Consider the following 22,732-nt stretch of genomic DNA (forward strand, 5'->3'; position numbering starts at 1 on the left):
TATCGGTCTCACCTTCTGCCAAAGATTTTATGGAGCTCTTCCACTGTTTCTTCAAAGCTTCTGGCATCCTCCACATCCTGTTTCAGGAAGCGGTCAATGAGGGGTTTCAGTTCCACCGCTTTGTCAAGATCCGGATTTCTTCCCTTTGCGTAAGCTCCCACATTGATGAGATCTTCTGACTCCTGATATCTGGCCATATTCTCCTTGAGCTTTCCTGCAAAGTCATAATGCTCTTTGGAGACAATCTCCTTCATGACTCTTGACACACTCTGCTGGACATCGATGGAGGGGAAGTGGTTCTTTCCTGCAAGCTTTCTTGTAAGTACGATATGCCCGTCCAGGATACCCCGGACCGCATCGGCTATGGGTTCATTCATATCATCCCCCTCCACCAGTACTGTGTAGAAAGCGGTGATGGAACCGTCTTTGGACATACCGCTTCTTTCCAGAAGCTTAGGGAGCGTTGCAAACACCGATGGTGTGTATCCTCTGGTGGTAGGCGGCTCTCCGATGGCAAGACCAATCTCTCTTTGGGCCATGGCAAATCTTGTGACAGAATCCATCATGAACATAACTTTTTTGCCCTGATCTCTGAAATACTCTGCAATGGCTGTGGCCACATACGCCCCCTTAAGTCTCACTAGAGGAGGCTGGTCTGAGGTGGCACAGATCACAACAGATTTCTTGTACCCGTCGGGTCCAAGATCTCTTTCGATAAATTCAAGCACCTCACGGCCTCTCTCGCCGATGAGACCGATGACATTGACATCCGCATCAGAGTATCTGGCAATCATCCCAAGGAGGGTGCTTTTACCCACTCCGCTTCCTGCAAAAATACCGATACGCTGACCTTCTCCACAGGTGAGAATACCATCTATGGCTTTGACCCCTGTACTCATGACCTCTTCGATCTTTCTTCTCTGGAAAGGATTTGGCGGCATATTGTTGATGTCTCCAAATCCCGTGAGTTTTCTTTTGATCTCATCCATGGGATTCCCAAGTCCATCCACCGTTGTGCCAAGTAGCTCATCTCCCACTTTGACCTTCAGTGCACTGCCTGTAGGAAGCACCAGGCATCCCGGACCAATTCCCTGCACATCGCCCAGAGGCATAAGAAGAACACCGTCATCCTCAAACCCCACTACCTCTGCAGAAATCCTGTTGCGCTCATCCAGAAGAATTTCACATACTTCTCCCACAAAAACCTTCAGACCAACTGCATGGATGATGAGTCCGATGACTTTTTTCACTTTTCCCATTTTCAGTGATAAGGTGCTTTCATCCAAAAGGTCTTCCAGTCTGTCAAAGTGAACCTCTGTCATCTTTCTCCTCCTTCTAGCCAAGGGCCAGTGCTATGAATCTGTCCAGCTGTTTTCTTATCGACAGGTCTGTAATCTGATGCTCGTTCTCCACCCGGATATCCAGCTCTCCAAGGGCCTTGTCCGGCAGGATCAGAATATGAGCGTTGGGACATGTTTTTTCCATTTCAGGCACATAACGCTTCACCTGATCCACCTTACAAGGATTGCAGCTGATGATGACATTCTGCACTTTGCCGTATTCCTGAAGAACAGGCCGTGCCAGAAGCATCACATCCTCCTCACTTTCCTTAATGACTTTTTCGAGGATTTTTTCTGCAATTTTTGCTGAAAGCCTCAGAATCCTCTCCTCATTCTCAAAAAGATAGTCTTTTGCGGCTTTTTCCGCTTCTTCCAGGTAGGAAAGCGCCTCCTGCCTTATGGACTCTGCCTCCTGATAGGCTGATTCTCTACCGAGTCTCACACCTTCCTCTATACCTTCGTTTCTAGCCTCTTCCAGTACTCTTTCCCGTTCTTTCTGGAGATCTTGACGGGCTTTTTCCAGCATGGCGTTTTTTTTGATTTCGATTTCTTCCTCCAGATTCTTACGGATCTCACGCTTCACCACATCCATGGGATCTTCTCTTTTGATGATCTTTCTTATCTCATCCTGTTTCAGCGCTTCTGTCTTCTCCATATACTGGGAAAGATCCAGAGAGGTGAGTTTCTTTTCTTCTAGAGGCTCTGTATTTTTGATTATTCTATACGATAATGCTATCGGAATCACCTCTTCCAATGACGATTTCACCGGCTTCCTCCAGCCTTCTTATGATGCCCACAATCTTATGCTGCGCTTCCTCCACCGTGGAGAGACGTACAGGCCCCATGAACTCGATGTCTTCCCGCACAGTGTCCGCTGCTCTCTTGGAGAGATTCGCATAAACCACCGTGGCCACTTCTTCTGAAGCACCCTTGAGGGCCAGAACCAGCTGCTCGTTGTCCACTTCCCGAAGAACTCTTTGAATAGAGCTCTTGTCCAGAGTGACAATATCTTCGAAGACAAAAAGATTGGCTTTGATGACTTCTGCCAGCTCCGGCTGAGTCTTTTCCAGATCGTTCAGAATGTTCTTCTCGGTGGTTCTGTCCACTGAGTTCAGAATCTCCACAAGAGTCTTCACACCGCCAATGTTCTCCGCATCGCTCTCTATGATGTTGGAGAACTTGTTCTGAAGAATGGACTCAATTTTTTTAATTACTGCAGGAGAAGTCCTGTTGATGACACCAATTCTTTCTGCCACTTCCGTCTGGAGCTCATGAGGAAACAAAGACAGGACATCCGCAGCTTTATCCGGCTGGATATAGCACATGATGAGCGCTATGGTCTGAGGATGCTCATTGGAAAGCATATTGGCCAGCTGATGGGTATCCGCTTTCCTCAAGATCGCAAAGGGCATCTCTCTTTGCTGAATCTGTGTCAGCACATCCATGACCTCCTTGGCCCGGACAGTGCCCAGAGCTTTGGTAAGAAGGTTTCTTGCATAGTCTATGCCGCCATCTATGATGTATTCTCTCGCAGAGGCCATATCCATGAAATCCTCTATGATCCGTTCCCGTTCTTGTGGCTCCACATACTCTGTGTTGGCAATCTCATAGGTGACCTTCTGAATCATGGCATCAGGCAGCATCCGAAGGATCTGCGCTGAAATATCCGGTCCCAGTGAAATCAGCAGGATGGCTGCTTTTTTTATACCGCTGTTTTCTTTACTTTGCATAGGTCATATCACCCTCATTCTTTCATCCAGGCTTTAATGAGATCTGCTGCAATCTCAGGATGCTCTTCGGCATATTCCTTCAGCTGCTTTTCCTTCTGATTCTCTTTCACCTCGAATTTCTGATACACTTCCTCAATGATGTCCACAGTCTGGCCAAGTGGCTCATCCTGAGCCTGTGGAAGCATCACTGGAAGTTCTTCTTCCTCTTTTCTTCTCTTCTTCTTTCCGAAAATAAGTTTCATCACGGAAAGAACAATGACCAGTCCCAAAATACCGAACACACCCAGATAGATATAATCACTGTATCGTTCCATAAAGGTCCTGTTGGCCTCCTCCAGACGTTTCTGCTCTTCCAGCTCTTCTTCCAGAGCTTCCTGGTAGCTCTTGTCAAACTCCATGCTTTCTACGCTGATGAGATCCCCTCGATTGAGATCATAGCCTGTAGCCGTGGAAACAAGATTTCTGATGGCAAGAAGCTGCGCCTCCGTAAGATTCCCGTCAAAGAGAACAGAGGTGGAGATTTTCTGCACCTTACCCGGGGCCCTTACAGTCCGTGTGGTTGTTTCAGTCAGCTCATAGTTTTTGGTCCCCTCATAGGAACCCATGCCGTCCTCTTCACCGTCCAGAACATTCTGGGTGTTGTCGTCAATGGGATTGTCTGTGATTTCGCCCACATTGAGATTTGGTCCCTCGGCACTGTTCTGCTCGCTTCTTATGACAGGATCACGGTATGCGATGACCGTCTGCTCCTGGGCATCAAAATCAAGATCCGCATAGACTGCCACTTTCAGTTTATCTGGTCCAAATGCGGGACCTAAGAGATTCAGAATGTTGCCCTCAATCTCTTTCTCAAAGGTTCTTTTCACTTCAGACTGCTTATCCAAAAGGCCTACGCCAGGAGAGGTCTCTCCCGTGAGACCAATGCTTAAAAGATTGCCTCTGGTATCAATGACCTGCACCTTTTCATCTGGAAGATTATTCACCGCCCCAGTGACAAGAGCAATGATGCCACGCACAGAATCAGCAGAAATCTTCGCTCCGGTTTTCAGGCTGAGAATCACCGATGCGGAAGCTTCTCTTCTTTCTGTGTCAAAAATACTCTCCTCACTCAGCACCAGATGCACACGGGCACTTTCAATTTCGGTCAATGACATAATAGACCTTTGAAGTTCTCCTTCAAGGCCTCGCTGATACATGATCTTCCGGTCCTCGTCTGTGACCATCATGCCCATATTGTCAAAAATCTCAAATCCCGTGGACTTGTCCGGCATCATCCCGTTCATGGCAAGTTCCAGCCTGTATTTATCCACATGCTTCTCATCAAGGAGAATATCACGTCCGCCATTTTCAATCTTGTAGCTGATGTTTCCCCGCGTATCAAGATCTGCCGTTATGGCTGCGGCATCCTCCAGTTCCAGCCCCTGAAACAGGGTGGCATAAGTCACCTTTCTGGAATACATGGAAAACAGAACGACGAAAAGCAGCAACGCTGAAACGATAAGTATCAGCGCCTTTCTTTTGCCTGGATCCATTTTGCTCCATCCGCCTTTTATTTTCTCTGTGGTATTCTTGATGCTATCCATTAATCAGTTGCTCCTTGCCTAGTAAGGTTACTTCCATTCATCCGTCTTTTTGAAAAAACTAAAACTGCTCTACAACGCACTCCTTTAGGAAGAAAATCAGCTCATTAGTTCTGCAGAATTCTTTTTCTTTCGTCAGTATGCTTTCACAAAGCAGTTTGATATTTTTCATTCGCATTGTTGTTCTTCGATTCTGTCAGCTGCTGCGAAAAGATCGTTCACACCCTATGCATTCATCCTTGTCTGCCATTTCTAAAGCTGCATCTGTGTGAGCTCTTTATACGCTTCAATAATTTTATTTCTGACCTGAACCGCCAGCTCCATACTGAGTCTGGCTTCTTCCACACCAATCATCACATTATGAAGATCATCGGTTTTTCCTGCAGCAAAGTCTTTGACCATCTGGTCCGCACTCTGTTGTGTCATGTTCAGCTTTTCCACTTGAGTGGTGAGAAGATCACCAAAACTCTCTCCAAGCCCTAAACTGGAGAAATCCGTCTCTTCCTTTCTCTCTGTTACCCCTGTCTGATTCAAAAGCAGGCTGTATCTGTCCAATATATTTTTATAATTGCCGCTGATAGTTGTCATTTAGCTCTTACCCCTTTGTGATTTCTATGGCTTTATTCAGCATGGATTTACTGGCCTTCAGCGCTGTAGCATTGGCCTCATAGGTTCTCTGGGCTTCAATGAGCTTCACCATCTCATCCAGAAGATTCACATTGGGCAGGATCACATATCCATTCTCATCCGCATCCACATGGGCAGGATCATATACACTTCGAAGCCCTTCCTGATCCTCACGAATTTCAGTGACCTTCACGCCTGAGGTGATTCTTTCTCCTAAGCCGCTGACAGTATTTTGTGCTTTTTCCACCATTTCCTGGAAAACCACTTCTTTTCTTTGGTATGGACCGCCTTCTTCTGTCCTTGTGGTGTTGACATTGGCAATGTTTGAGGAGATGACATCCAGCTTTATACGTTCGAGTGTAAGTCCTGAAGCATTGATTCTCATTGAATTAAATACAGACATAGGTACCTCCTGATAGCTGTTTTTCATTATATGGATTGCTATACTTCATATTCACACAACATCTGTAGCATGCTACATTCGAGATAGATGAGCTCGCTTTTTTTCTATGTGTGCTTATGTTTTCAGTATAATAAAAATCTTCTAGCGGTTTATGACATAGCTCATGCTACTGAGTTTACGGTTCACCTGTTCGATGAGAGCATTGTAGTAAATCTCATTGGCGGCCAGATCCACCATCTCTCTATCTATATCCACATTGTTGCCATTTTCATTCATGGAACTGCCCTGGCTTCTTTCCACCAGTCCTGTAACTTCAGATGCCTCAGCAGCCCCCAGATGCTTCTCATGGGTATTGACAAGGCTTCCTTTCTTCTCAATGGCTTTCTGGAGCTCCGTTTCAAATTTCACCGTAGATGCCTTATACCCTGATGTATTCACGTTGGCTATATTGGACGAAATGACTCGTTGCCTTTTTGCAGAAGCATCTAATCCATTTTTTATGATCTGATATGTCAGGTCTTTCATAAAACACCCCTTCCAAGTATATTCAGTAAAAACTCTATGATATGAATAAATATAATTGTGTTCATACTTTCTTATTTTTCAATCACTACCAATTTTATCCGTTCATATTCTAAATTGCAATGAAATCTGGATGGTTTTGCAAAAATCTAACCGCACGCTAATCTACTATTTACAATGGTTTTAGCATCTAATTCAATTTTAATTGAAAGTAACCCCCGAAACAATTATAAGATATTTACTTTTTTATCAAGCATCCACGTATGAACTCAGATTCAAACAGTATGTTCCATAGTATTTTTAACAATTCTTCTATAACTCCTAAAATTAATGTATAAAATTGTCGGAAAAAAATGAGATAATGATTTATATTAACACCACCTTTGTTCACTAATGGAATCACTATGTTCAAATGTGATATACACTTATCGAAACATATTCCCTGATGCATAAAAAGTCATAAAACCACCATTATTATGGGTTGGTCTTATGACTTTCATACACTCTTCATATTTATTTCATAATTTCTATACTGATCATATTCTTTACAGATTGAACTTCTCGGTTTCTTTCTGCAGGTGCACCGCCTGAAGCTTTGTCTTCTCCATTTCCTCCATAACCGCATTGGATTTCATGGTGGATTCAGAAACTTTTTCAGCAATGTCCGTGGTGCCTTCCGCACTTTCTCCCGCAGCAGTTGATACAGCTTCAATGGCATGGACCACATTTTCTATGGATGCCAGAAGTTCTTCCGATGTCGCACTGAACTCCGTGACAAGATCATCAAAATACCTTGCATCTTTGTTATACTTATCGGCTACGTCCAGCATATTTTCGTAGTCATTCTGGACATCCGTCTCCACAAAGGTTAAAAGAGTGTTGGAACTCCTAGAGAGATTCTCCACACTGTCTGTCACTTTACCGGTGACAGCCTGAATCTGTGTGGCAGCATTCTTGCTCTGCTCAGCAAGTTTCCTGATCTCATCTGCAACCACAGAGAATCCTCTTCCTGCTTCTCCCGCGCGTGCAGCCTCAATGGCAGCATTAAGCGCCAGAAGGTTGGTTTGAGCTGTGATCTGCAAAATGGCATCAGAGAGCACACGAATCTGCTCCACTACTTTGGATTCCTCAATGGCTTTTTCCAGATCCTCTTTAGCAGAATCAAAAATTTCTTTGGATTTTTTCTGCGCTTTCCGAACCTTGTCCTGAGTTGCATCGGCTCTTTCGGCTGTTTCTCTTGCTGCCAGTGCACCCTGCTGGGACTTCTCTGCTATGGAATGGGCTGCACGTTCAATCTCATTGGAAGCCGCTGCCATTTCCTCTGTGGATGCTGCAGTTTCTTCCATACTTGCCGCCAGTTCCTCTGTGGTGGCTGAGACGCTTTCAAGATTACTGTTCAGCGCTTCAATGGACCGCACAGAATTTTCCACTTGATGGTTGATGTCCTCAGAAGATGCCGTGATGCGGAGAACCAGCGCACGTAAGGAGTCTTTCATTTCATGGATGCCATGAGAGATGATTCCGATCTCATCTTCTCTTTTCAGAAGCTTTTCATCTACCTGCACCGTGAAGTCGCCTTTGGCGATTTTTGCCAGATATTGTGACGAAGCTTTAATCGGTCCTGAAATGCTTTTGGAGAAAAGTGATACTAGAACTGCAGCAAGAATTAAAGAAACCACAGCAATCCCTAAGCTGAAGTAGATGGTATCGGTAATAAAGGCCATGGCATCAGATTTGTTTTCTACGGTGATCACCGCCCAGGGTTTCGACTCGCCAGGCAGAACAATCGGATGATAGGCACTGATGAGCTCTGTTCCATCGAGATCCAGATATTCTTCAACACCCTCTTCACCTGCGACAGCTTTTATCACAATGTCTGAAAGTGCTTGAGGAGCTCTTACGGGAACCTCATCAATCATGGGACTCCCCGTAGGATCCGTCAGTGTTTTCCCAGACGCATCCCTTCTTGTGACCGTCTTTGTTAAGGTCACATAATTAAACATCTCGGAGACCATATTATAGTTCTGATGAGCGAGAACTTTACCGTCACCATCTACGATGAACGCATAACTGCTTCCTTTACTGTACTCTTCAATGACCTTCTGGAAAGAAGAAAGCTTGATGTCCGCTCCCAAAACGCCAAGGTAAGTCATATTATGGTTGTATACCGGCATAGCAATGGTCGTTACTGCAGTATTCCCTGTAAGAGAGAAATAGGAGTGGCTGACGAAAGGCTTCTTGTCTTCTGTCACCTGTTTGAACCACCAGCGGTCTGAGCGGTTCGCAAGTCTCCCTGAACTTCGTGCAGTCTGCATACCGGTGGTATCAGTCACATAGATCAGATCAAAAAAGTCGTAGCTTCTTTGGGTGTTTGCCAGTACAGCAGACTGCGCCATCCCATTATAATCTCTTACGTCGTTGTTCACAGAAAGCTGCTCTGTGATCATAAAAGCTTTTTCCACGAAAGCGCCAACCTGATTGGAGATGGCATCTGCCAGCATGGCATTGTTCGCTTCCATCTCTTCTGTATAATTCTTGTTCATATAGATAAGACTTGCAGTATTGGACACAAGAAGCGGAGTGATCACCATAAGAAGTGTCATGACAACAAGTTTTGTGCCAATCTTTTTCTTGCTTATTAAGGTGCTTGACTCGTGTTCCTTCTTTTTCCCCTTTTTAGGCCATTTGTTTCCGGAGAGTTTCATATTCTTCTTTTTGTCAGCTCGTACTTTTAACGGTTCGGAGACATTCGAAGCTTCCTTCATCTCCTTCTTCGGCAGTTTGAGCTTTGGCATCTTCGGTAGTTTTATGTTCACTTTCCCCAACTGTTCTTTCAACGCAGTACTCCCCCTTTTCACAATGTTTCATTCTATGGATGATCTATCCAGTGTTCTTCGTCTGTCTGTATCCAAGAATGCACTCTTTTCTCATTACTCAAAGTCTCTGTCCACAAAAACAGGTCCTTGAGCGGTCTTCACATAACTGTTTGCAATACTTCTGATCCGCGCAAAATCAGTCATAGATTCCGTTGTCATTTTCTTTTCGTTCTGAAGCCCTTTGATGATGACCTCCAGATTGCCTTTTGTCCCAAGAAGAAGCTTATGGATCTCTTCCTCCAGACTTCTTTCTCCCTCTTCAGAAAGTGAAGTCATTTCACGCAGCATCTCATCAAGACTTTTCATCTCTTCTATTTTCCCAGAGTTTTTGGCAATGGCCAGAATGCATTCCTCCGGATTTCCAGAATTCACTTGAGTCTCTTCAAAGGCTTCTAGGAGAAGATTCCTCTTCTCCTTCAGAAGCTCTATTCTGCTTTTCATATTCTGCTCCAGGTATCCCGAAGCTCTTCCAGCATACCAATGACTTCATCTAGAATTCCAGGATCTTTGTCGATGTTTGCCCGAATGGTTCGGTCATACATGTACTGATAAAGGTTCATAAGACCTTTCGCAATTTCTCCTCCATCTTCAAAGTTCAATGTGCTCATGAACTCCGCCAGGATATTCTGGGCTTTGATGATGGCATTATTTGTCTTTTCGATGTTCTTGTCTGCTATGGCAAGCTTTGCAAGCTTCAGATTCTTGATAGCCCCATCATAGAGCATCACCACGAGCTTCTTTTTAGGCGCTGTGAGCACCTCATTGCTTTTGTAGGCATTTCCTGCACTGGCATAGGCATTGGTTCCTGCGTACATCTAAACGATCCTCCTAATCTATTTCTTGCTTCCTGAAGAAGCGGAAAGGGCACTGATCTGACTGGTAAGCCATCCCATTTGGGACTCAGCTTCCATCATAGCGGTATCAAGCTTCGAGAACATAGAGATGTAATACTTCTCTTTACGCTCCATTCGAAGCGCAAAAGCGTCCACCTGCTTATTGACTTCCTTGATGCTTCTCTCAAAGCTGTCCGTTTTGCCTTTGATGATCCCTGTAGAGGAAGAGAAGCTGTCGATGTAACTGTTGATCTTAGGTACAAAACCAATGTCCTTGCCCTCACTGTTCTTGCTCATGAAGAAGTTCTGCACCTGAACTGGATCTTCCTCCAGCTTTTCTTTCAGTTTACTTGCATCAAAGGTCAGCTGACCGAACCGGTCCACCGTGGAGACACCAAGCTGGGATAAATCTTTTATTGCTGTATTCTCATTGGAAAGAGATGAAGTCACCATGGTTCTTAAGGTGGACTGGAGTCTCATAAGAGATCCGTCACTGGCAAGGGTCCCTCTCTTATCTCCTCCATCATCCGGACTGCCAGCTTTCAGCTGGTCAGAGATGAAAGTCATGGTGGAGTTGTACTGATCCACAAATCCTTTCACGGCTTCTTCCACCTTCGAGGTATCCTTAGAAATCGTAATGGTATCAGAGCTTCCCGCTGCATGAGCCTTTGTCAGGTTGATGGTGGTATATTCAACCACGTCTTTTACAGAATTACTTTCCTTTTCTACCGATACACCATTGACTTTAAACTTGGCATTCTTGCCTTCAATAACTTCAGATGTATCTTTCAATCCTAGCTGATTGAGAATAGTACTATCAGCTTCTTCGGCAATCTGTATTGCCTTTGTACCTGTTTCTAGGTTGTTCAGGACAAGCCTATTATCAATAATAGAAGCTCTCACCCCAGACTCTTTAGATACAGCATTGATTTTCTCAGCAATTGTTCTAACTGTATCTGTTTCAACAATCTCGATCTCTTTTGCATCTTTTCCTTCAGTATTTAATTTAAATGTTCCAGTTAAACCTAATGCTTTTGTACTGTCACTAGATGCTTCAACGATCTTTCCACCGATGACAGAAGTTTTTGTAGCAAGCTGCTGCACAGAGATCTCATACACACCTTCGGGTGAATTCTTGCTCGTAGTCATGGTTGCAGACTCACCGCCAGTGGCTTTCATGGAACTGAACGTGTCACTGTTCTGAAGCACCTTAATTTTCTCAAAAAGGTTATTGAGCCTGGTTCTTACATCATTCCACGCATTTTTTTGCGTTTCCATGGTGGTCTTTCTTTCGGACATCTGAACCAGAGGTCTCTTCTCAACTGCCATAAGCTGATCGATCATCGTCTGGTCTATTCCTGAATAGGAACCCATAAAATTAATTGACATCTTTATCCCCTTTCATCCACAAGAAGCCCCAGTCTTTCCCATATATTGGCAACCAAATCCAGAATCTTCTCTGGCGGGATTTCCTTTAGAACTTCCTTAGTCTGCATATCCACAAGATTCACCATCACCCGTCCAGTGCCCTCATGGATTTCAAACTGATATTTCGCATTATGTTCTTCTTTGAGAATCTTATTGGTGGAATCCACCGCCTTCTCAACTTCTTCTTTTGTGAACATCTTTTCTTCCGGATCCGGATATCTTTTAAACTCCATGACTTTTTCATCCCGAAGTAAAGATTCAATCCTTGCCAGTTTTGGTGGTTCCACTTTTGTCACTGCACTTACATGTTCATTGGAAATTCCAGAAACTTGAATCAAGCTATTCACATCCTTCATTTTTTTTAGTACTATTTCTATCTCAACATCATTTCTGCATAATAGTGCTGTTTCTTATTTTATCGGACAAAAAAAGAGATAGTTAAGCCTATCTCTGTCACTTTTTATTACACTTTGAACAATATATATACAATCGCAGAAATAACCACGGTAATTGCAAAGATATAGAGAAGCTTCTCCCCTGGAAAAGATTCATTAGAAGATGAAGCACTGGATCTTTCCTTGGCGAACTCCTTCTTTGCCAGTTCATGGTAAAGAGCCGTTTGTTCCATAGAGCCCTCTATCCCTTCCCTCATCTGATTCAATGATCCCACTTCTTTTTCACGCTCTATCTGTCTGGAGATTTCCAGTGAAATTCTCTGAAGGTATGTTTCAGGTGTCTCCCCTGGTTTTCTTGAATATGTTATTTCCAGGGAGCTTTTTTCTCCCGTAAGAAGCACCTGATCTCTTTCAGAGAGAGCCAGCTTCACCTCTTTCAGCACTTCTTCAGGCTTCAGATGCTCACCATTTTCTCTATGGCCAATACTGCTGTTATTAATTTGCTCCAGTAACCTTATTAGTGGGTCCTGACCTTCTATCCTCATATCTCATCAGCTCCTGCTCCCTATATCGGCTGAAAAAGCGAAAATTAAAGAAAAACTCATACAGAAATTATCCTCATAAAAAGAACCGCTATTTCAGCGGTCCTTGAAGTTTACTGAAGCTGTCCAGCGAAATGGTGGATGCCTTCTTATTTTCTTCTCTGATTTCTTCATAGACTTCCTTACGGAAAACCTTCACACTCTTTGGTGCTTCAATGCCAATCTTGATCTTTCCTTCAGATACTTCCAGAATCTTAATCTCAATCTTATCATCAATGATCAGGCTCTCGCCCTGTTTTCTGTTAAGAATCAGCATGATTCGTCTCCTCCTTTTTCTCAAAAAGAGGAAACTTTGTGCTGTATCCAGCCTGATTCAGCACATACTGTCTGCCCATAAGATGCTCTGTATTGAGAATCACAGGCGCCAGCAGATTCAGTGTGCTCTTTTCAAACACATCCGAAAGAGTCACAAGCCCCAGGACACCAATCTGTTCTTTTTTGATGATGTTGATTTTCAGAAGCTCCTCATCTGGAACCTCCACATCATAGTCTTCTTTGAACTTCCATGGATCCGTTACGATGAAGGACACATAGTCATGTTCCACATCCTGCAGCACCTGAAAAATATCATTGCCAGGTATAGGCAGAAGAATGAACTTCCTGCTGTCCTCAAACCCTAAGATACCTTCCGGAAACACCAGAATATTCTTCTCCTCTATCTCCACTTCACCAAGAAATTTCGTTTTTATCAGCATCATTTATCCCTACCTTATATAGTCCAGAAGACTAGGCTGAAGAATTTGAGCACCGGTCTGAAGAGAAGCCTGATACACCGTCCTCATGGTAGAGAACTCCATCATTTTTTCCGCAAGATCTATGTCTTCACTCTTACTCAAAAGTTCTGTCATGCTGAGATTCTCCGCTGCATTTCTTTCTTTAGCAGACTCCAGTCTGTTATAGACTGCTCCCATCTTTGATCGGAACCGGATGGTGTTGTCCAGATGCTTGTCGATATCACCAAGCAGTTTCCCAGATAAATCCTCCGTGTTTCCAGAATCCAGTGCTTCTGAGATGCTCCTGAAAAGAGATCCAATATCCTCATTGCCCAAAGATGTCCCTTCAGTTACTGTAATTCCACTTCCATCGGTGGGAATTGCGATGTTTACCCCTTTGGAGATTTCTCTTTCAATATTGCTGTTGTCACCACTGTAAGTGAGCTTCCCTGAAACCTCATCAATCTGAAATGGAGGTTCTGTGGTCTTTTGTCCGCCAAATATATACCGTCCGTCATAGTTGGTGTTCAGAACCTGCATGAGCTGCCCCTGCAAGGTGTCCACTTCATCCTTCAGTGCGGATCTGTCTGTATCAGACAAGGTGCCATTGGCCCCATAGATGATAAGTTCTCTGGCTCTTTGCAGCGTACTGGTCACAACATTGAGAGCCCCATCGGCAGTATCCGTCCATCCAAGGGCATCTCCGATATTTTTCTCATACTGCTCATTCATTCGGACATTGCTGTCCAGCTGCATGATTCTTGCCACCAGCATAGGATTATCCGATGGCCTTGAGACTTCCTTTCCGGAAGACAGCTGATTCTGATATTTCTGCATGGCTTTGAGATTTCTATTTAGATTTCTCAAGTAATTCCCAGTGAGGGTATTATTGGTAATTCTCATTTACTACTCCTCCTATACCCCTGTTCTGTTGATGAGGGTATCCAGCATCTCATTGATGGTGCTGATGACCCTGGAATTTGCCTCGTAGCTTCTCTGGAACTTTAGAAGGTTTGTCACTTCTTCATCAATAGAAACTCCCGAAACAGATTCTCTTCGGTTATAGAGCTGAGAAAGAACTGCAGTCTGGTTGTCCACCATATTGGAAGCCTGTTCTGTCTTTACCCCTACTTTAATGACAATATCTCCATAAGCACCTTCCATATTGGTTGGGGCACCTGTGGTTGTAAAGGTATTGGTGACAGCATTAAAGGTATTCTTCGTTAAATCAGTAAAGTCAATCTTCGCATTCCGTAAATTCGCAATCGCAAGGGCACGGCTGCCATCACCTGCCGGTGAACTATTGTCTTTTCCCGTGGCAACCAGATTTTCATTGTTGAGGATCTCCTCATTCACTGAAAAATCGAGAGCACTGCTGCTTGTGAAGAAATCAGTTCCCGTTCCATTCGGATTATGTACTGAATTGAACAGATACTTCACACCTTCTGAAAACTTCGTAAGATCCTCAACTCTTGCATCGATTTCCTTAATGGCGTTCAGATGTCCGCCAATGGCTCCGGATTTTATTCCTGCAGGAGTGAGATCTTCAAGCACTGGATCGGAACCATTCTCGGGCATCTTCACAAAGACTGGTGTTCCTTCCTGGAACTTTTTCACTTCTTCGCCGCTCATGGTGACTGTCTTCACATTGGAAGTATCCCCACCAATCTGAATCTGAACCTCAAAGTCATCTCCAACTTGTTTTACTGAAGATACGTTGCTCAGTATGGTGCTGTTTTCTGTACTTTCGAGATTGCTTCCAAATATTTTCGAAATCTGCTGATCCCCTATGGATACAGACGCTCTGCCCCACTTATCGAAGGTAGTGCTGATTTCTGTGACATTGGAAAGTCCTTTTAAAATCTGGTCTCTGGTATCCAAAAGATCATTGGGGCTCTGCCCTTTGATCTGGATGTTTGCAATCTGCTCGTTCACGGTATTCAGCTGGGTTACCAGAGAATTCACATCAAATACATTCTTTCCGATGCTGTCCACCACATCCCCTTTGAGCTGATTGGCACGAGATGCCATATGGTTCAAACTGTCTGCAAATGCCTTGGACTTTTCCACCACAATACTTTTGGCATTAAGGCTCTCCGGATTTTTAGAAAGCTCCTGCCAGGCATTGAACATTTCACCCATAGCAAAATTAAGCCCGGTATTGGAAGGTTCATTAAAAACCATCTCAATCTGGCCAATGGTGTCATATTGTGTCTCGTACTGAGCCAGAATGCTGTTTTCGTTACGGATCTGCAGATCCACAAACTCATCCACCATACGAACCACAGATTGAATTCTAACACCCGTTCCCAGCTGCCCCACACCTGCGTAGGTGTATGGTGTATCTGCTTTCAACTCCACCCTTTGACGGTTGAATCCTTCAGTATTCGCGTTGGAAATATTGTGCCCTGTTGTATGAAGTGCGGTCTGATTGGCGTTTAAGCCTTTAACCGCCACATTGAAACTACCAAATAATCCTGACATAATTACCCCTCTATACGGACTGGTCGATGATACTGACTTCTTTAGTACGGTTCATGCTGCCCTCTTTGGAATAGGTATTGTGCTTCACCGCAGTATTTTTTGAAAGTGCTTTGAAGATCTCCTCTTGGAAGCTTAACGCCTGCCTTGTTAGAAGATGATTCACTTCCTGGAGTTTTTCGATTTCGAGCGCATAGGAGCGCACTGCCTCATCAGCCAAGACGCCCTTTTCCTGCTCTTCCCGGATGATAGCAACCATCTCATTTTTCCTTGTGACGATCTTTTCCAGAGAAGCTGCATCATTCTTCAGCAGCACTTCTTTTTCTTCTTTCAGGATCTTCAGAAGTTCTTTCAGCGTCCCCTGAAGTCTTTTTGTATCATTCATCAGTCTCTGCCCTTTTCCTCATCAATCTTTTCTAGAATCTTCTCTGCAATCTTTTCGGGATCCACACTATAGCTGCCTTCCTGTATAGAACGGCGGATATTCTCCACTTTCTCGGAGAAATGGCTGTCTTCCGATTCACGGATTCTTTTCACCAGCGCTTTGGCTTCCGTGGAGATTTCCACACTGCTCTTGCCAACGGTCTTCCCTTCCACATAGCCATGCTTTCTTTCTTCACTGTTTTTATAGACATTCTGCACGAAGTTGCTGTGAAACTGTTCTATTTTCATGGAATTCACCTGCCTTATTACTCTTATTCTATCTTATCGTAGAAAAACGACAAATGTTAAGAGGAAAGAGAAAAAAAGAGGAAATACTTTTCCCCTTTTTCTCCTTCAATCTTAATATTCTATTTAAGTCCCTTCACTCTCTGTTCTTTACTAAGAATCTGAGTGATCCGGATACCGAAGTTCTCATTGATAACCACCACTTCGCCATGGGCAATGAGCTTACCGTTGACATAAACTTCAAGTGGCTCATCCGCAAGCTTATTCAGCTCCACTACGCTGCCTGCACCAAGAGCCAGCACATCTTCGATGGTCTTTTTCGTCTTGCCCAGCACCACAGAGAATTCCAGCGGCACATCCATGATGAGGTCCAAGTTCCTTGATGGCGCATGTTCAGAGCGGTCCTCAAGATTTGCAAATACAGGCCTCTGAACATCCACACGTTCCGCATACTGAGGTTCGCGTCTTCTTGGCACTTCTTCATAATACTCTTCCCTTGCTGTTCTATCTGGTTCTCTTCTCTCAGGCTCTCTTCTCTCGGGCTCTCTTTTAGGAGTTTGAGGTGTCTCCTTCTTTTCAGGCACCGCATCTCCCATCATCACCGCAACAATCTCCTTCACGGTGTCTAGGGTATACAGCTGCATGATATCGCTCTCGATGAGTCCTTCCACAGAAAGATGAAACGAGATCTTACAGATATAATCTTCTTTGATGAACTTCCTGTAGTCAATGTCTTCTTTCTTGTCCCAGACTTCTACTATAGGCGGATTGATGTCGATGGCTTTGCCGAGCATTTGCGCCATTGATGTTGAGGCAGATCCAATCATCTGATTCATCGCCTCAGATACTGCACTGAGTTCAAGTTCTGTCAGCTGCTGATTGGCATTGGTGCCGTCTCCTCCCATCATAAGATCTGCAATAATCGCAGAGTCCTCAATATTCATCATAAGGAGATTATTACCAGAAAGGCCTTCTTTAAAACCGATTCTTGAAACAATCTTCGGAATATCACATTCATCTATGATGGACTGGAACGGAATATAACTGACTCTAGGAGTCGTGATGGATACTCTTTTGCTGATGATGGAAGAAAGGGTCGTCGCTGCCGTAGACATGGTGATGTTTCCGACCTCACCTATGACATCCTTGTCCGTCTCCTTGAGACCGGTCTCTTCCGCGGCGGCCTTTTTGCTTAATAGTGCATCCACTTCTGCTTGGGATAAAAAGTTATCTTTCATTGTTCAACATCCTCTTCCACATATTGTAGTACCTGTACGGCCATCTTTTCTTTATAAAGCCCCGGCTGCACCAGGTAGTGCACCTTATCTTCCACATATAGTTTCATGGGCTGATTTGTCTTCATGTCCAGCTGTACAATATCTCCTGCTTCCAGATGAAGGAAATCATCCACAGTAAGCACTGTTCTTCCCATCTCCACAGTGATATTCACATCTGTCTGCACAAGCCTCTCTGCAATCTGGTCTCTAAATCGGTGGTCATCATAGGTTTTACCCATATCAAACCAGCTTCTGATACTCAGCTTGTCTGTAATGTTCTCAAAGGAAACATAAGGAATGCAGATATTGATGAAGCTCTTCGTATCAAAAATCTCCACCACAAAACTGATGAGTACCACAGGCTCATTGGGCGACATGGTCTGAATCAACTGAGCATTGGTTTCCAGATTGTCAAGCTCCGGTTCAAGATCCAGGATTTCAGCCCAGGAACTTTTGAAAACCTTCAGGAGATTCTGGATCATATCCTCCACAATCCCCAGCTCAATGTCTGTGAACTTCTCTTTTTTCTGTCCCTTCTTTTCCTTTGTTTTAGCGCCACCACAAAGAAGCTCAATGATCTGGATGCCAAACTGCGGATTAATCTCCATAATCTGATTTCCATTCAAAGGGAGTGTATGGAATACCCCCATGATGGTGGGGTTTGGTATGGAGTGGACAAACTCATCAAAACTCACCTGTTCCACGGCACCAAGCGTTATATTGATGTTCGTTCTCACCATGGTGGACAGTACGTTTGATGCGCTTTTGGCGAAGGTTTCAAAAATCATGTAGAGCGTATTGACATATTCTTTAGAAAGCTTAATAGGCCTTCTGAAGTCGTAAGCTCTGACTTTATTTTTCTCCTCCTCCTGCTTCATCTCCTCCGGATTGATTTCTCCCGTATTGAGCGCATTCAGCAAAGAATCTATTTCCTGTTGTGATAGTACCTGTTTCAAGTTCATCCCTCATTTACGAAATAATGCGTTCCAGATCGATGTAATTCACAAGATTTCCACCCAGCTGAATGATGCCTACAACACCATTTTTGCCATCTCCGGATACCTTCTCAATATCTTCGTCTTGTATTTTCAGGACTTCCTTCACTTCTGTAACCAGAATTCCTATTTTTTCATCTTCCTTGTTCATAATCACGATATTATTATAGCATTCTTTTTCTTTCAGACGCAGAAGCTCTGAAAGATTCACAAGTGCCACCACATTTCCTCGGAGATTGATGAGTCCTCGGATATGCTTTGGCGCATTGGGCACCACAGTGGAATCCATCATCTTGCTGATTTCCTCCACCTGGTCTGAATTTACGGCATAATGCTTTTCACCTAAGGTAAAAACAATAATCTGTTTCTCCATAATACGCCCTACTTGCTGGCTTTCTGTATGGAATCAATGACTCGGTCGGTCTCAAAAGGCTTCACGATGAAGTCCAGTGCTCCTGACTGAATCGCTTCCATCACCATTGCCTGCTGTCCCATGGCACTGCACATGATAACCTTCGCGGATGGATCTATTCTTTTAATGCCTTTTAGCGCTTCAATGCCATCCATCTCTGGCATGGTGATGTCCATGGTTACAATGTCAGGTCTTTCAGCTCTGTATTTTTCTATGGCATCTGCACCGTTCTGTGCTTCGGCAACCACTTCATAACCGTTCTTCTCCAGGATATCTTTCAGTTTCATCCTCATAAAAATAGCATCGTCCACAATCATAATTCTCTTTGACATGGTATATCTCCCTTCGTTACACTCCAATTTTTTTAAATAAAGAATCCAGAACCCCTGGCTTCGGGATGAAGTACAAGGAGGATTCCACCTTGGCTCCATCGTAGGTAAACTCATTTTTAATGATCATCACCTGGTCATCGTACTGTTCACTTTCCATATAAGCATAGCTTAAAATGGCTCCGAACATGTCCACCGTAAGGGCGGGCACCGATGAGATTAAGGACAGGTCGAGCATTCTCGACAGGGCATTCAAATAAGAGGTGACAACAATATTCACCAGCTCGCTGATGGCCGAGTATTCCAGTTCATCGCTGAGCTGAACTCCTTCCGGCATCATCATCCTTACCAGAATTTCGGCATTCTTCGGGGTAGTCACAAAGAGGAAATTCCCGCTTTCCATGCCCATAACGCTCATGGACACGGCGACCACTTCTGTATCTTCTGCCATGATCTTGTCATAAATGTCATTATAATCCAAAATATCTATGGTTGGAACATTCATATTGACAAATTTTCCCACCAACTGGGAAATGGCTGTGGCCGCATTTCCCCCACCGATATTGGCCAGTTCCTTCAGCACATCCAGCTGAAGAGAAGAGTACAAGCTTTTATTCAAAAGACTCCTCCTTTCCGGAAACCAGGTTCCCCACATCCAAAATGAGGGTGATATCTCCATTCCCTAAGATGGCCGCTCCTAGATATTCTTTCATTTTACTTAAAGAGCCACTGAGCTTCTTAATGACAATCTCCTGCTGACCGATGAGTTCATCCACCACCAGACCATACTGTCTGCCCCCGATGTTCACCAGAATGATGTGCTGATTTTTCCCCTCAGAGCTGAGTGAAAGAGCCTCATTCACCCGGAGAACTGGAATAACTTTTTCTCTGTAGACATAAACTTCTCCATTATGGGAGTCTTTGATGTCCCCAGGAAGCACTTTCACTACTTTTTCGATGATCCCCAGTGGAAGAGCAAAGGTTTCACTGCCCACATGCACCATGAGGGCTTGAATGATGGACAAGGTCAGAGGAAGCTTGATGACAAAATTTGTACCATGGTCCACCTCGGACAATACATCAATGCTGCCTCCCAAAGAGGTGATTTTAGAGCGCACCACATCCATACCCACACCCCGTCCGGAAATGCTCGTCACCTCAGTGTTGGTGGAGAAGCCCGGATTGAAAATGAGATTGATTAGCTCCGCCTTGGACAGCCCTTCTGTTGGAATACCCTTTCTCATGGCACTCTCTCTGATTTTCTCCGGATCGATGCCTTTACCGTCATCGCTGACTTTGATGACCACCTTGTTGCCTTCCTGATACGCAGACAGATGAATGGTTCCCTTTGGATCCTTCCCTTTTTCTATTCTTTCCTCTGCTGACTCGATGCCATGATCCGCTGCATTTCTGATGAGATGCACCAGTGGCTCTCCCAGTTCGGACACTACAGTTCTGTCGAGCTCTGTCTCTTCACCTTCAATGATAAGATCCATTTCTTTCTCCAGCTCCTTGGTGAGATCCCGAATCATTCTTGGAAAGCGGTTGAAGACCACATTCACCGGCTGCATTCGGATTTTCAGCACCAGGTCCTGAAGATCTGAGGTGATCCTTGCCACCTGCTCCAGAGGCTCATTGATTTCAGTAGCTTTATACTGCGTGCTGAGCTCTTCCAATCTTGTTCTATAGATGACCAGCTCTGATACCAAGTTCATGAAATTATCCAGCCTTGAAAGGTCCACACGAATGGACTGGTTGGCATGAGGTGCTGTATGCTTCTCTTCCGCCTTTGCTTTCACAGGTTCCTTCGCCTTCACAGGCTCCTTCACCTTTTTCGGTTTCACTTCTTTGGGTTCCTTCGCTTTCTTGGTAACCCTCGTTCTCTTTACAGGCTTTTGAGGCTCTTCGATTTCCACCTCGGACTTTTCTTCCAAAATAAGTGCAGGCACAGAGAACACATCCGGAAGATCCTCTTCCCTTACTTCCTTCACCAGCACCTCTTCGATTTCCGCCACATTTTCCACAGCTTCCAGGACTTCTTCCCTTTCACTCATGGACACATATAGAAGTTTGAAAATCCGGTCGAAGTTCCCTTCCTCCATTTCTTCCACACCAGGGTTCGTGGCAATGATTTCTCCCCTTTGCTCCAGTTTATTCACCACAAGATACGCTCTGGCACCTTTCAGCATGCAGCTCTCCATGACCTTTACAAGGATGCTGTAGGCTCTGAAGCCTTTTTCGTATGCCTGTCGAAGAACAGAAGCATCCACTTCGGACACGGCATCATGGTCCATGCCTTCTTTGGCTTCCAACACAGTTTCTCCGATTTCTTCCACCTGAATCTTCTCCACTGTATCTGGATTTGTGAGGCTCGAAAGATCATACAGCAGTTCTGATATATCATAGTCTGGATAATGATCTGCCCGCAGGTCTTCTACAATCTCCTGAAGCTTGTCCAGGCAGGCAAAAATCACACTGACTGCTTCACTGGATACCTTCAGTTTTCGCGTTTTGAAAAGATCCAGCACATTTTCCATATTGTGGGTGAGCTCCGTCATGGTGGTGTACCCCATGGTCGCCGCCATCCCCTTCAAAGTATGGGCAGACCGGAAGATCTCATCGATGATGCCCGGGCTTTCTGTGTCCTTTTCCAATACTAGAAGATTTTCATTCAGACTTTGAAGGTACTCATCTGTTTCCTCAAAAAACAGTTCCCTGTACTTTTGTGTATCATCCATGAACTTGTCATTCCTCCTTATACTTTCTCATACAAAAAGGTGGAAAGCTTTCTAAATCCGAAACTGGACGGATTATATATGGCTTCAGTGGCCCCTGTAAAGAAGATGCCGCCTTTTTCAAGAGATTCATTGATCTTTTTGTAGACTTCATTTTTGGCTTCATTTTTAAAATAGATGGTGACATTCCTGCAGATGACCGCATGAAAATTCTTCTCATATGGATCCAGAAGAAGATCATGTTTTTTGAACTGCACTCTTTTTTTGATGGCATCAGAGAGAATAAATTCATTTCCATTTTTCACAAAGAAACTGGTGAGCTCAGATGGAGCCACATTCTTCAGTTCTGTTTCCCGGTATTTGGCTTCCTTTGCTTTCCTCAAAATAGTATCATCAATATCCGTAGCAAGGATGCTGCTGTTTTTGATCTGGTTCCGTTCCATAATCATGGAGACGCTATAGGGCTCGGCTCCAATGGAGCAGGCAGCACTCCAGATTTTGAGATTCTTGAAACGGGGCACAAGAATCTCTCTTAACGCCGTCTCAAACTCTTCGAAAATTTCCTTGTTTCTATAGAACTCCGTCACATTTATCGTGATGTAGTCGAGAAACACCTGCCGGACCTGCTGGTCTTTCTCGATGAGTGCAGCGTAGCTCCGAAGATCAGAGACACCCGCACTGTTCATCACTGTAGCAATACGCCTGTGCAGCTGCTTTTCCTTGTAAGCATGAAGATCAATCTTCAGCTTCTTCTTCACCCATTCTTTAAAAAAATCAAAGTCCAG

General features: G+C 44.3%; 26 protein-coding genes. All 26 read right to left on the reverse strand.

Going from position 1 to position 22,732, the window contains the following annotated elements; all coding sequences use genetic code 11:
* Positions 1-8: 8 nt before the first annotated feature.
* A complete protein-coding gene (gene fliI / locus T487_RS0103725; RefSeq protein ID WP_031574203.1) occupies positions 9-1,322 on the reverse strand; it encodes a flagellar protein export ATPase FliI in 1,314 nt (437 codons plus the stop codon).
* Between the two features lie 13 nt (positions 1,323-1,335).
* Positions 1,336-2,106, reverse strand: coding sequence for a FliH/SctL family protein (locus T487_RS0103730; protein WP_143004575.1), 771 nt, complete (start codon positions 2,104-2,106; stop codon positions 1,336-1,338).
* Entirely contained in the window at positions 2,060-3,070 is a 1,011-nt protein-coding gene (gene fliG / locus T487_RS0103735) for a flagellar motor switch protein FliG (protein WP_031574206.1), read from the reverse strand. Before fliG ends, T487_RS0103730 begins: the two co-directional genes overlap by 47 nt.
* A 14-nt stretch (positions 3,071-3,084) precedes the next feature.
* Positions 3,085-4,653: a flagellar basal-body MS-ring/collar protein FliF gene (gene fliF / locus T487_RS0103740; RefSeq protein ID WP_031574208.1), complete on the reverse strand. Its 1,569-nt coding sequence runs from the start codon at positions 4,651-4,653 to the stop codon at positions 3,085-3,087.
* 249 nt (positions 4,654-4,902) lie between these two features.
* The gene (gene fliE / locus T487_RS0103745) at positions 4,903-5,238 is read right to left on the reverse strand and encodes a flagellar hook-basal body complex protein FliE (RefSeq protein WP_051651472.1); all 336 of its coding nucleotides are present in this window, start codon (positions 5,236-5,238) and stop codon (positions 4,903-4,905) included.
* Between the two features lie 7 nt (positions 5,239-5,245).
* On the reverse strand, positions 5,246-5,680 hold the full coding sequence (gene flgC / locus T487_RS0103750) for a flagellar basal body rod protein FlgC (protein ID WP_031574214.1): 435 nt from the start codon (positions 5,678-5,680) through the stop codon (positions 5,246-5,248).
* Positions 5,681-5,821: 141 nt separating this feature from the next.
* Positions 5,822-6,205 (reverse strand): flagellar basal body rod protein FlgB, encoded by a 384-nt coding sequence (flgB, locus tag T487_RS0103755; protein WP_031574216.1) that lies wholly within the window; start codon positions 6,203-6,205, stop codon positions 5,822-5,824.
* Between the two features lie 542 nt (positions 6,206-6,747).
* Entirely contained in the window at positions 6,748-9,039 is a 2,292-nt protein-coding gene (locus T487_RS15740; protein ID WP_051651473.1) for a methyl-accepting chemotaxis protein, read from the reverse strand.
* Positions 9,040-9,132: 93 nt separating this feature from the next.
* Entirely contained in the window at positions 9,133-9,519 is a 387-nt protein-coding gene (locus T487_RS0103765; protein WP_031574219.1) for a hypothetical protein, read from the reverse strand.
* Positions 9,516-9,893, reverse strand: a complete 378-nt coding sequence (fliS, locus tag T487_RS0103770; protein ID WP_031574220.1) for a flagellar export chaperone FliS — start codon at positions 9,891-9,893, stop codon at positions 9,516-9,518. The genes T487_RS0103765 and fliS overlap by 4 nt, the downstream gene beginning before the upstream one ends.
* 18 nt (positions 9,894-9,911) lie before the next feature.
* Positions 9,912-11,300 (reverse strand): flagellar filament capping protein FliD, encoded by a 1,389-nt coding sequence (fliD, locus tag T487_RS0103775; protein ID WP_031574221.1) that lies wholly within the window; start codon positions 11,298-11,300, stop codon positions 9,912-9,914.
* Between the two features lie 2 nt (positions 11,301-11,302).
* Complete coding sequence (locus T487_RS0103780; protein ID WP_081827530.1) at positions 11,303-11,695, reverse strand: flagellar protein FlaG; 393 nt, start codon at positions 11,693-11,695, stop codon at positions 11,303-11,305.
* 107 nt (positions 11,696-11,802) lie between these two features.
* The gene (locus T487_RS0103785) at positions 11,803-12,279 is read right to left on the reverse strand and encodes a hypothetical protein (RefSeq protein ID WP_031574224.1); all 477 of its coding nucleotides are present in this window, start codon (positions 12,277-12,279) and stop codon (positions 11,803-11,805) included.
* An 88-nt stretch (positions 12,280-12,367) separates the two neighbouring features.
* Positions 12,368-12,592: a carbon storage regulator CsrA gene (gene csrA / locus T487_RS0103790; protein ID WP_031574225.1), complete on the reverse strand. Its 225-nt coding sequence runs from the start codon at positions 12,590-12,592 to the stop codon at positions 12,368-12,370.
* Positions 12,579-13,034: a flagellar assembly protein FliW gene (gene fliW / locus T487_RS0103795; RefSeq protein WP_051651475.1), complete on the reverse strand. Its 456-nt coding sequence runs from the start codon at positions 13,032-13,034 to the stop codon at positions 12,579-12,581. Before fliW ends, csrA begins: the two co-directional genes overlap by 14 nt.
* 6 nt (positions 13,035-13,040) lie before the next feature.
* On the reverse strand, positions 13,041-13,952 hold the full coding sequence (gene flgL, locus T487_RS0103800) for a flagellar hook-associated protein FlgL (RefSeq protein ID WP_031574228.1): 912 nt from the start codon (positions 13,950-13,952) through the stop codon (positions 13,041-13,043).
* Between the two features lie 12 nt (positions 13,953-13,964).
* Positions 13,965-15,533, reverse strand: coding sequence for a flagellar hook-associated protein FlgK (gene flgK / locus T487_RS15290; protein WP_036909055.1), 1,569 nt, complete (start codon positions 15,531-15,533; stop codon positions 13,965-13,967).
* A gap of 10 nt (positions 15,534-15,543) precedes the next feature.
* Positions 15,544-15,915, reverse strand: a complete 372-nt coding sequence (locus T487_RS0103815; RefSeq protein ID WP_031574230.1) for a flagellar protein FlgN — start codon at positions 15,913-15,915, stop codon at positions 15,544-15,546.
* Positions 15,915-16,202 carry a flagellar biosynthesis anti-sigma factor FlgM gene (gene flgM, locus T487_RS0103820; RefSeq protein ID WP_031574232.1) on the reverse strand — a complete coding sequence of 96 codons (288 nt, stop codon included), beginning with the start codon at positions 16,200-16,202 and terminating at the stop codon, positions 15,915-15,917. Before flgM ends, T487_RS0103815 begins: the two co-directional genes overlap by 1 nt.
* Positions 16,203-16,321: 119 nt before the next feature.
* Positions 16,322-17,437, reverse strand: a complete 1,116-nt coding sequence (gene fliY / locus T487_RS0103825) for a flagellar motor switch phosphatase FliY (RefSeq protein ID WP_031574238.1) — start codon at positions 17,435-17,437, stop codon at positions 16,322-16,324.
* Positions 17,434-18,432 (reverse strand): flagellar motor switch protein FliM, encoded by a 999-nt coding sequence (gene fliM, locus T487_RS0103830; protein ID WP_031574239.1) that lies wholly within the window; start codon positions 18,430-18,432, stop codon positions 17,434-17,436. The genes fliY and fliM overlap by 4 nt, the downstream gene beginning before the upstream one ends.
* 13 nt (positions 18,433-18,445) lie before the next feature.
* Positions 18,446-18,844, reverse strand: a complete 399-nt coding sequence (locus tag T487_RS0103835; protein WP_031574240.1) for a chemotaxis protein CheW — start codon at positions 18,842-18,844, stop codon at positions 18,446-18,448.
* 8 nt (positions 18,845-18,852) lie between these two features.
* The gene (locus T487_RS0103840) at positions 18,853-19,215 is read right to left on the reverse strand and encodes a response regulator (protein ID WP_031574241.1); all 363 of its coding nucleotides are present in this window, start codon (positions 19,213-19,215) and stop codon (positions 18,853-18,855) included.
* 16 nt (positions 19,216-19,231) lie between these two features.
* Positions 19,232-19,831 (reverse strand): chemotaxis protein CheC, encoded by a 600-nt coding sequence (locus T487_RS0103845; RefSeq protein WP_031574243.1) that lies wholly within the window; start codon positions 19,829-19,831, stop codon positions 19,232-19,234.
* Positions 19,824-21,950, reverse strand: coding sequence for a chemotaxis protein CheA (locus T487_RS0103850; RefSeq protein ID WP_031574246.1), 2,127 nt, complete (start codon positions 21,948-21,950; stop codon positions 19,824-19,826). Before T487_RS0103850 ends, T487_RS0103845 begins: the two co-directional genes overlap by 8 nt.
* A gap of 17 nt (positions 21,951-21,967) precedes the next feature.
* The gene (locus T487_RS0103855) at positions 21,968-22,732 is read right to left on the reverse strand and encodes a CheR family methyltransferase (RefSeq protein ID WP_207638291.1); all 765 of its coding nucleotides are present in this window, start codon (positions 22,730-22,732) and stop codon (positions 21,968-21,970) included.

The organism is Proteiniclasticum ruminis DSM 24773, from assembly GCF_000701905.1.
Classification (GTDB): Bacteria; Bacillota; Clostridia; order Clostridiales; family Clostridiaceae; genus Proteiniclasticum; species Proteiniclasticum ruminis.